The organism is Ensifer sp. SSB1 (assembly GCF_016652895.1).
In the GTDB taxonomy this organism is placed as follows: domain Bacteria; phylum Pseudomonadota; class Alphaproteobacteria; order Rhizobiales; family Rhizobiaceae; genus Ensifer.
The window spans coordinates 1-7891 of the sequence record NZ_JAEPRP010000249.1 but is presented as its reverse complement, the minus strand read 5'-3'; the positions used below and the strand labels follow the sequence as shown (position 1 = coordinate 7891).

The following is a 7891-nucleotide window of genomic DNA, read 5'->3' as shown; positions in this document are numbered from 1 at the left end:
TTTCGGTATTGCTCTCGTCTGCCATGAGTGTTTCCCCTCTCAAACCGATCATCTTTTTCCATTGGGCGGATCGCAGAGTCAACAACTGCGCATCGCAACATCATCTATCAGTTGGCGCATGACACCGTTGCCGGTCAATGCGGGAACCGAAGGCGGACTAGGCGCCGGCCGCGAATGCAGCCGTTCACGCTGCAACGCTCGTGGCGGAGTTTTTCTGCTAGGGCGTACCGGAATCGGGGAAACAGACCTTCCCTCCCCCGTGTTACGCGCCTAGCGTATGTGAGCAGTTTCTGTTGGACTGAACCTCCCCGCGCCCAGTGAGCCATCTGGGGTGCGATACTCGCCCCGCCTACCGGCGGGGCCTTTCTTTTCCGGCACGAGAGTTCCCGTCGCTAGAGCCAGGCATCAGGATACTCCGAGAGGCGCTGCATGAAAGCTGAAGAAACTTCGCTAAAGTATCCCACTCTCCGGCCCGACGGCGCTGTTGTGGAGATCGAGTTCAATCAGGAAATCGCCGCAACGCTCGCGCGGCTCCCGGATGACCCTTCGCTTTACTTCGATCTGAGCGAACCACATCTCCTTATTCCGCTTCAGCAGTTGGTAAACGCGCGTGCGCGCGAAAGAGGCATCGTCAATGCCAACCGCCACATGGTGGCGGCAGCGAAAGGCAGTCTCGAGAAACGCAAACCCCTGACGGTTCAGTCGTTAGGCAACGAGTTGTGGCTCGTCGTGGATGGGAATTCGACTCTGCTCAACGCTCGTCATTCTGGTTGGCGGGCGATACCTTGCTGCATGAGATGACCAGACACATCTGAATATCTCGCCGTCGATCGAACGGGCACTCACTGGCTCGGGAGCCAACTTCACCGAAAAGCGGCGATTGCGTTGTGGAAATCCTCGGCATTTCGCTCCTCCTCGCTGGGTCTCCAGGTGACAAAAGGGATTTCGTCGGGCGAGATTTCCCCGTCATCATGAGGGGAAAAGAATGACAACAACCAATGAGATTGCAGATAAGATCGCAACCGAGCACGGCTTGACCAAAGTCCAGAGCAAGACGGTTGTCGAGGCGGTCTTTGCCGCCGTGACCGCCGCCGCAAAATCCGGCGCGGAAACGTCGATACCGGGCTTTGGCAAGTTCAAGGTCAAGGACACGCCTGAGCGGGAGGCGCGCAATCCGGCAACCGGTGCGACCATCAAGGTTGCTGCTGCAAAGAAGTTGACCTTCGCACCGGCCAAAGCTCTCAAGGACGCGCTGAACGGCTGATACGACTGGCAGGTTCGGGGCGAGAGAGCCCACCACCTCACGGTGATGCTATCTGGTCGCCTCGAACCTTAAACGACTTGCGGATTGTGCGGCAGAGCCGGTCGGCTGAGGCACTTGAGCGATGTGGGACCCGCGATGGCTAGGTCCCGCCGCACGCGGCTCCCGATGATGTATTATGCGTTCCTGAACGCTCAATGGGAACAAACGTGGCACAATCGTCATGTGAACCATTCGCAACTGGAAACCAAGATTGGGCTGACCGCTTCCAGTTTTCCGTCGAAAACCTGCACTTCCCGTCTAATTTTACCTAGCCGTGACATGTCCCGGGAGTGGAGTAGCAGGAGCGCCGTGCTTTTCGGACGGAGCCGGGAATAGGTCACCTTGCCGTAGCGGGCAGGCTGAAGAGCGGATCATCGCTCATCGCGCCGACGCGTTTTGTTGGTCGTGACTAGCGAACCTGCGGCCATTGCTGGTGAGCGTGCAGACGGTGAGGATCTCGACGTCCCGACTTATGCGGCATTAGGTAGCAAAAACCACCAGACCTGAAATTGCATCCCGACTAACCTGGTTTCCGGTGAAAACGGAGCCTCGAATGAGTGTAGCGTACGAATTGAAGCAGAAGCGAGCCGCCTTGACTGACAGGCTGCAGCAGCTTGAAAGGGAGCGGGTAGACATTCAGGAACTGATGAGAGCGCTGGACCGCGTCATCCTGAGCTACGAGCCCGACTATCAGGGATCGGCGCTGACGGGACCTGAACAGGGTAACCGCTCTCCAAAGGCCAAGCCGTCGTCGCCCGAGGTGAAAGCGGCCATGAACGGCGTAAACAAGCGCCAAACTGTCTTGGAGGTCCTCCGCGAAGCAGGAGAACCCATTTCGGTAGGCGACTGCGCAGCGAAGTTTGCAGCCAAGATCGGCATCGCGAGCGAGCCAGCCAATCTCTCAGACATCGCACACCGCCTGTCGGCGGTCCTTACCCAACTGACGACTGCGGGACGCGTTCGGCAGTCCGGCCAGTTCGACGGTCGTAAGGTTCTGTGGGAGGTCGCCGCTTAGCCTTCCCAGATCAGGTCCGGCGGCTTGTTGCCCTGCCAGTACCCACACAGATAGCGTGACGTCGGGCGAGACAGTGCCTGGCCCAGCACCTGGAACGTATGACTGCGATTGCTCACGTGTCGGCAATCCTCGCGCCATGCGAGCTCGGCCACGTACCAGTCGAAGTATTTCAACGAAAACCGATGGTGGATGCCGACATAGGCCCGTTGGACCCGCGAGAAGAAACTCTCGACCTGGTTGGTGTTCGTGCCATCGTCGGTCTGATAGGCCTTTGAGTGGTTGACGCGCTCCAGCTTGTTCAAGCCAGCCAGGTCGTTATAGCTGCCATGCTCGTCAGCGAAGACCGTCGCCTCCCGCGACACGTGATCTCGAACGGCCGCCCAGGCTGCGTTGCTGTCTTCGTCTCGGATGATCCGGGTGAACGTCTGGCCTCCCAGTCCGCGCTGGCGGATCGCAAGAGCGCACAGACGTTTCATGTTCTGGTATTTCTTGAGGCGGCGGTCGATGCGATCCTCGGCCTTGTTTTCAGGACGGATGTGGCCGCCAGCGTACTTGCCGTCAATCTCCACCTCACCATCCAGCACCATCTCCTCCCTGCGCAAGGCGATCGCCTCGCGCAGCTTCATCAGGAGGACCCAGGCGGTCTTGTACTGAACACCGATTTCGCTCGAGAGCTGGAGCGCGGCCTTTCATTTCACCGAGTTCGCCGAGAACCAGATGGCGATGAGCATCTTCTTGAAGCTCAGCTTGCGGGCGTGGAAGACGGTCCCTGAGGTGACGCTGAATACGGCCTTGCAGGTCTTCTCGGTGCATTTGAAGCGGTTGCGGCTCATCGTGTGGCACCGCAGCATTCCGCACTTGGGGCAGTAAGGCTCGCCCTCCGTCTCGTGCCAGCGCAGGCGCTTAAACCAGTTGTAGGCAGTCGTATCCCGCATCTTGGCGAGATCGAGCACCGTCAGCGTTCGGCACTCTGGCGACAGCAGGAAGTGCTGGCCCTTGGGCGTGTCGTCGGGGTTCGCCATGGCTCAACCCCTCCGCCATCCGGAGGAAGGCCGGGCGTATTTCCAAGCCCCCGACCAAGACACTGACGGTCAACACCTCAGCGTGGGAGCGATGGGCAACGGCGGCGGTGGCGATGAGGGTCATGTTCAGGCTCCTGAAGTCGACGGCAGGCACAGCGGATCGGCGGCCGAAAACGGCCGCGGGGAGATCAGAGCTGTATGCGTATCATCCTGAACATGACCCAGGTTCTTACCTCTGCTTCTCGCAGAAGTCGATCGAGGGAGGATCAAATGGTTAATTTTTGACGGGAGTTCGAAGGCCTTTTAGTGGCGATCCGGGCGATCTCCGCGATTGCGTGCCCTGAAATTGTGCGAGCGTTTAAAACTACCAGAGACCGCAGTCGGCCCCACAAGGTCATCTGGCCTTGCTGTTGGTGCCTCCTGTTTTCTGACGATATGGCCCACACGGGGAATTCGTTCCGTTGCGAGCGCGGAACTGTAACATCTTCTCAACGTTATTTATTTCCGTCCTAGCTACCTTGCCCTTCTCGAAAGTAAGCGTCGCTGCCGACTTTCCAGCGCAGTTCCGGCGGATCGCCTTCATAACAGGGCCATCGATAAAGACATAATGATTCAGGTCGACGCAGTTGGCTGGTAATGAAGAAACGAGGTTGCCTTCGGCATCGCAGCTTTCCGTGTAATGATAGCCTTTAGCAGTCGCAGCGAGACGATTTAGGGCTGCTGACTCACTGTACAAGTCCCAGAAGGAGTAAGCGACAACCGCGATGACTCCGAAGAGCGCTCCGAGCCTTAAAAGGCCCAAAACTACGGTAGGTGCGGCTTCATCACCTTGCTTCATGCCCCTAGAACATTCCATTTGCCGCTCGTGGCTCACAGTCGCGGTGTGCTTCATTGATAAGGAGCGAGGGCAACACCGCTTACCATAAACCGATCCGTCTCCATCTATGTAGCTCGGAAGGCAGGGTCCGTCATGCGGGAATGTCAAGAGCAGTTAACGACATAGGGGGGGGTAGCGGACTGGCGCGCTTTCAAGGCGAAGGCTGCTACCAAATAGCGATGTCGCGATTGCTATTCTAATTCAATTAGATAGATCGCTGTCGGTGGCTTTTGCTACCTAATGCCGGACTTATGCGGTAGGGAATGATGTAGGGAATGTCGGCTAGCACGAGCTCGCGCGTGCTCTTGATACGACCAGGCCCACTGGCAGGGTATTCGGCTAACGCATCCACGGCAGTGACAATCCGCGCCACGACGCGGGCCGCCGCATCCGGATTGTCTTTCTCGATATACGCGCCCCGCCACAACGCCCGAAGCGTCCAGCGAGTACGCTTCCCACTCATGATTGGCGGGCAGATTTGAGGTACTTCCCGACGACTTTCGCCACATCTTCATCGCTGGCGAACTCCCCCCGGTCGGCCTCGGCCAATCCGGCTTCAATCTCGGCAAGCTGCCATTCCTGCTGCTCAACGAAGGCTTCGATGGCCTCGGCAGCCATGTGAGAGCGGGACCGATCCAGCTTCTCAGCGAGCTGATCCAGCTTGCTCGCCGGTTCGTCTTTTATACGCACGTAAACGCTGTCACTGGTGCGTCAAGGTTCAAAACACTTCTTCAAAGCATCCGCTACGCGACTGATCCATCGGTTTTTCTGTGTTTAGAACGTCCTGGTGGGGCCTGTAGCTCAATGGTTAAAGCCGTCGGCTGATGACCGACTGCTTGCGGGTCCTGCCGGGCCCACCAATACACCCCACCTATGTTTCACCGCCTCCGCGATGGATTTTCGCGAACCAGTTTACCAAGCGCGCTCGGGCACGGGTCCGTGTGCGGGTCAATAGGATCACCTCTTGGGCTTGCGGTACGAAGGTGACGGACATCTGTTAGGAGCAGGAGCGATTGGTCACAAGTCCCCATGCAGCACGACGGGCCGTCCGTGGGGCGTCCGCAAATATGCGCGCTCCCAGGCGTCTCGCCGCTGGATTAGTTCATTGCCGGAAATCGCGTGTACTTGATCGAGGAGACTTTCGAGCGCGGACAACACGGCACGATAGTAGGTCTCGGTGTCATCCGACTGTCCGGCGAGATGTGCCTCGCGCAACTTCGCTCCCAGTGTTTCAGACCAATGCGCTCCTGATATTACGCCCGAAGCAACCAACAAACTTGCCATCGCGGAAGCCTGAGCATGCCACGGCTCGGCGAAAGCCGGTTCGCCGTCCCTTTGCGTCAGGTGGGCCGTCCTGGGATCAGATTCGCTCAAGATAGCTCTCCCAGAGATCGACGAAAACTTGATCGCGGCTGTCGTGGGCTTCCGGCCACAACTCGGACGCGGCAAAGCCAACCGTGTAAAGGTGCTCGCCTCTGGGCGTTCCGGCGGCTGACGCATCCGGCAGTACATGGGCGCCGTGATGCGCAATTACGCTTCCACGCCTTCCCCGGGCATAGGACGGCAATCGCGTATGTCCGGGATGTCCCATGGATTTGCCGCGCACCGCATCGCCCGCGACGAACAACGGCGGCGCCTCGGAACCAAGCGCGTAGCTGCGCGCGGACTTGACGTAGGCACGCGCCTCGTCCGCGGTTTCAGGCGGATAGCCAGGCTGGCGTACAAATGCCGACCGGCCGGCATCGAGTTCCTCCAATGTGAGATAGCCGGCATCAATCATCTGGGCTGCAATCGTCACCACCCATTGATCGAAGTATGGCCGCGTCAAATATTCGGCCGGAACGATCAACTCGCGGCAATGCCTGAACCAATCAATCGACCAGTCCGCATCGCCAGCGGCAGCCTGGGCAAGACCGAAAGCTCGCATTTCCCAATCCGAACGGAAGGGCCGCTCGTCATCCTTGCCTAAAATGGGGCCAAATCCTTCGCGCCCGCCCAGATCGTGAACGCCGTCCATCAGGCTTTCCTCCTGGTCGGAGAAAGATCCCTTTGCGTTCCGATCATAGAATTACGCGAGACCAGCTCTGCGAGCTGCTCTTCGCTCCAGGATTCCACACCGTTGGGCTGCTGCGGTATTACCAGATATCGTCTCTCGGACGTCGAGTCCCAGACCCGCACCTCGACAGTCGGAGGAATTTCCACGCCAAATTCCGACAAGACGGCACGCGGTTCGCGCACAGCGCGCGCCCTGTATTCGTTCGACTTGTACCACGCAGGCGGAATTCCCAGAATCGAGAATGGGTAGCAGGAACAAAGGGTGCAGACGACGAGATTGTGTATCTCTGATGTATTCTCAACCGCCTGCAGGTGACCCGTTCCGTGCCCAGCAAATCCGAACTGCTCGATTGCAGCGGTCGCATTTTCGAGAAGAGCCTTTTTGAACGACGGATCTCTCCAGGCCCGCGCCACGACTTTCGCCCCGCGCTTGGGTCCGATCTCATCGCGGTACATTTCGATCCAGGCGTCCATAGCAGCGGGATCGACGAGCCCCTTTTCCACGAGAAGGCTTTCGAGTGCTTTGGTTCTCAGCACGGACTCGGAAGGCACGTGCTGATGCAGGTCGTGATGGATATTGGAAATGCGTCGCGAATCGAAGCTTGTCATCGCCTTGCTCCAGGAGCCTAGTCTTCCAAATCAACTAGCGACCTCACCATTTTGAGGTGGGTCGAGGCGTGAATGATCGAGCGGTTTTACACCAAGGTCAAGCAATGTTGCACCGGCCACCACCATTCAATCGCATGAAACCCAGGAAGGCGAAGGTCTCTGGTTTTCGCTCACCACGCCTTTGTCGGGATAATGCGGAGAACCAGCCAAATTCCATACGCGACTTAATCGATGCTGTTTAGCCGGCACTTGATCGTCACCGAGGATCCGCAGACGCAGGCGATCCGCGAAATCAGAAAGGCGCTCGGCTCCGTAGGCCCATCGACAATAAGAACAGTGGCCGGTCGAAGATAATCTGGACCCAGGTTCATCAAAAACGGCCGACGCGTCCTATGACGGCGAGGAAACACCGATCGCGGCGCGGCCGTTCGAGGACCGCACCCCCGACAGCAATGCATCATATAGTGAGACGCTCTGCGAGGAGATCATCAACGGCCTTGCCAGGTTCAGGATCGTTCCGGTCATTGCCCGAGCCACATCGCTTGCATCAGCACACGCAGACGGAAGCGAGTCGAACGACGAAATGTACGGTGATGGGCATAGCCCCCGAGGGTAATTGACCCAAGCCAATAAGAGGATATCTACCAGCTCGAGCCGCCCTCCGCGGAGTAGCCCTGCGGATGTTGCCTGGGCGGCCCGGCACGACTGGGCCTCTGCCTGAGGATGGCAGAGGCTTTTTTCTACAAGGAGCGTCCGGGGCCTTTTTCTGTTGCAGGGATCCAGGGCCTTCCGTCTGGGCGTTCGAATTCACAGACACTGCTCAGAAGGTTCGCGATGCCTTGAAGGGCAAAGCGAATGAGAGCAACCTCTCACAGCCAGTTCAAAATGCCGCCGATCAACATAAGCGCGGCTCCCGACCAAGCAGGCATCCAGCGAGCCAACCGAGGAGCCGGCCACGGGCGGCGATTTGCTCGGCGGGCAGGTCTCGCCCCTTATCGATTTCACGCAGG

Annotated in this window: 10 protein-coding genes, 1 tRNA gene and 1 pseudogene; 4 read left to right on the top strand and 8 right to left on the bottom strand. The window is 58.4% G+C overall.

Annotated elements, in window-relative coordinates; all coding sequences use genetic code 11:
- Positions 1-429 precede the first annotated feature (429 nt).
- The 3 genes from I8N66_RS34615 (at position 430) to I8N66_RS34605 (ending at position 2318) form a co-directional block, all read left to right on the top strand.
- Positions 430-801, top strand: a complete 372-nt coding sequence (locus I8N66_RS34615) for a hypothetical protein (protein ID WP_113536166.1) — start codon at positions 430-432, stop codon at positions 799-801.
- 184 nt (positions 802-985) lie between these two features.
- On the top strand, positions 986-1264 hold the full coding sequence (locus I8N66_RS34610) for an HU family DNA-binding protein (protein WP_113536165.1): 279 nt from the start codon (positions 986-988) through the stop codon (positions 1262-1264).
- 592 nt (positions 1265-1856) lie between these two features.
- A complete protein-coding gene (locus I8N66_RS34605; protein WP_291164233.1) occupies positions 1857-2318 on the top strand; it encodes a hypothetical protein in 462 nt (153 codons plus the stop codon).
- On the opposite strand, the pseudogene I8N66_RS34600 reads toward I8N66_RS34605, so the two are convergent.
- The 5 genes and pseudogenes from I8N66_RS34600 to I8N66_RS34580 all read right to left on the bottom strand — a co-directional run.
- Positions 2315-2989, bottom strand: a pseudogene (locus I8N66_RS34600) (IS1595 family transposase); the annotation flags it as partial. The gene I8N66_RS34605 and the pseudogene I8N66_RS34600 sit on opposite strands and share 4 nt — an antisense overlap.
- An 18-nt stretch (positions 2990-3007) precedes the next feature.
- On the bottom strand, positions 3008-3340 hold the full coding sequence (locus I8N66_RS34595) for a transposase (RefSeq protein ID WP_291164230.1): 333 nt from the start codon (positions 3338-3340) through the stop codon (positions 3008-3010).
- Positions 3341-3734: 394 nt separating this feature from the next.
- Positions 3735-4178 carry a hypothetical protein gene (locus tag I8N66_RS34590; RefSeq protein ID WP_291164227.1) on the bottom strand — a complete coding sequence of 148 codons (444 nt, stop codon included), beginning with the start codon at positions 4176-4178 and terminating at the stop codon, positions 3735-3737.
- A 244-nt stretch (positions 4179-4422) separates the two neighbouring features.
- On the bottom strand, positions 4423-4680 hold the full coding sequence (locus tag I8N66_RS34585; protein ID WP_291164224.1) for a type II toxin-antitoxin system RelE/ParE family toxin: 258 nt from the start codon (positions 4678-4680) through the stop codon (positions 4423-4425).
- Positions 4677-4907, bottom strand: a complete 231-nt coding sequence (locus I8N66_RS34580) for a CopG family ribbon-helix-helix protein (protein ID WP_291164221.1) — start codon at positions 4905-4907, stop codon at positions 4677-4679. The genes I8N66_RS34585 and I8N66_RS34580 overlap by 4 nt, the downstream gene beginning before the upstream one ends.
- A 100-nt stretch (positions 4908-5007) precedes the next feature.
- Between I8N66_RS34580 and I8N66_RS34575 the strand changes: the two genes are divergently transcribed.
- Positions 5008-5077: transfer RNA gene (locus tag I8N66_RS34575), tRNA-Ile, on the top strand.
- Positions 5078-5234: 157 nt separating this feature from the next.
- Here the strand turns inward: I8N66_RS34575 and I8N66_RS34570 are convergent.
- Genes I8N66_RS34570 through nthA form a run of 3 tightly spaced genes read right to left on the bottom strand, consistent with a single transcriptional unit; the run spans position 5235 to position 6881 of the window.
- Positions 5235-5591 carry a nitrile hydratase accessory protein gene (locus I8N66_RS34570; RefSeq protein ID WP_291164218.1) on the bottom strand — a complete coding sequence of 119 codons (357 nt, stop codon included), beginning with the start codon at positions 5589-5591 and terminating at the stop codon, positions 5235-5237.
- A complete protein-coding gene (gene nthB, locus I8N66_RS34565) occupies positions 5578-6234 on the bottom strand; it encodes a nitrile hydratase subunit beta (RefSeq protein ID WP_291164214.1) in 657 nt (218 codons plus the stop codon). The genes I8N66_RS34570 and nthB overlap by 14 nt, the downstream gene beginning before the upstream one ends.
- Positions 6234-6881 carry a nitrile hydratase subunit alpha gene (gene nthA, locus I8N66_RS34560; protein WP_291164211.1) on the bottom strand — a complete coding sequence of 216 codons (648 nt, stop codon included), beginning with the start codon at positions 6879-6881 and terminating at the stop codon, positions 6234-6236. The genes nthB and nthA overlap by 1 nt, the downstream gene beginning before the upstream one ends.
- Between the last annotated feature and the right edge of the window lie 1010 nt (positions 6882-7891).

What these genes read in the sequence shown, in the direction of transcription:
- I8N66_RS34615 (WP_113536166.1), top strand. Translation starts at nt 430, where the DNA reads ATGAAAGCTGAAGAAACTTCGCTAAAGTATCCCACTCTCCGGCCCGAC.
- I8N66_RS34610 (WP_113536165.1), top strand. Translation starts at nt 986, where the DNA reads ATGACAACAACCAATGAGATTGCAGATAAGATCGCAACCGAGCACGGC.
- I8N66_RS34605 (WP_291164233.1), top strand. Translation starts at nt 1,857, where the DNA reads ATGAGTGTAGCGTACGAATTGAAGCAGAAGCGAGCCGCCTTGACTGAC.
- I8N66_RS34595 (WP_291164230.1), bottom strand. Translation starts at nt 3,340, where the DNA reads ATGGCGAACCCCGACGACACGCCCAAGGGCCAGCACTTCCTGCTGTCG.
- I8N66_RS34590 (WP_291164227.1), bottom strand. Translation starts at nt 4,178, where the DNA reads ATGAAGCAAGGTGATGAAGCCGCACCTACCGTAGTTTTGGGCCTTTTA.
- I8N66_RS34585 (WP_291164224.1), bottom strand. Translation starts at nt 4,680, where the DNA reads ATGAGTGGGAAGCGTACTCGCTGGACGCTTCGGGCGTTGTGGCGGGGC.
- nthB (WP_291164214.1), bottom strand. Translation starts at nt 6,234, where the DNA reads ATGGACGGCGTTCACGATCTGGGCGGGCGCGAAGGATTTGGCCCCATT.
- nthA (WP_291164211.1), bottom strand. Translation starts at nt 6,881, where the DNA reads ATGACAAGCTTCGATTCGCGACGCATTTCCAATATCCATCACGACCTG.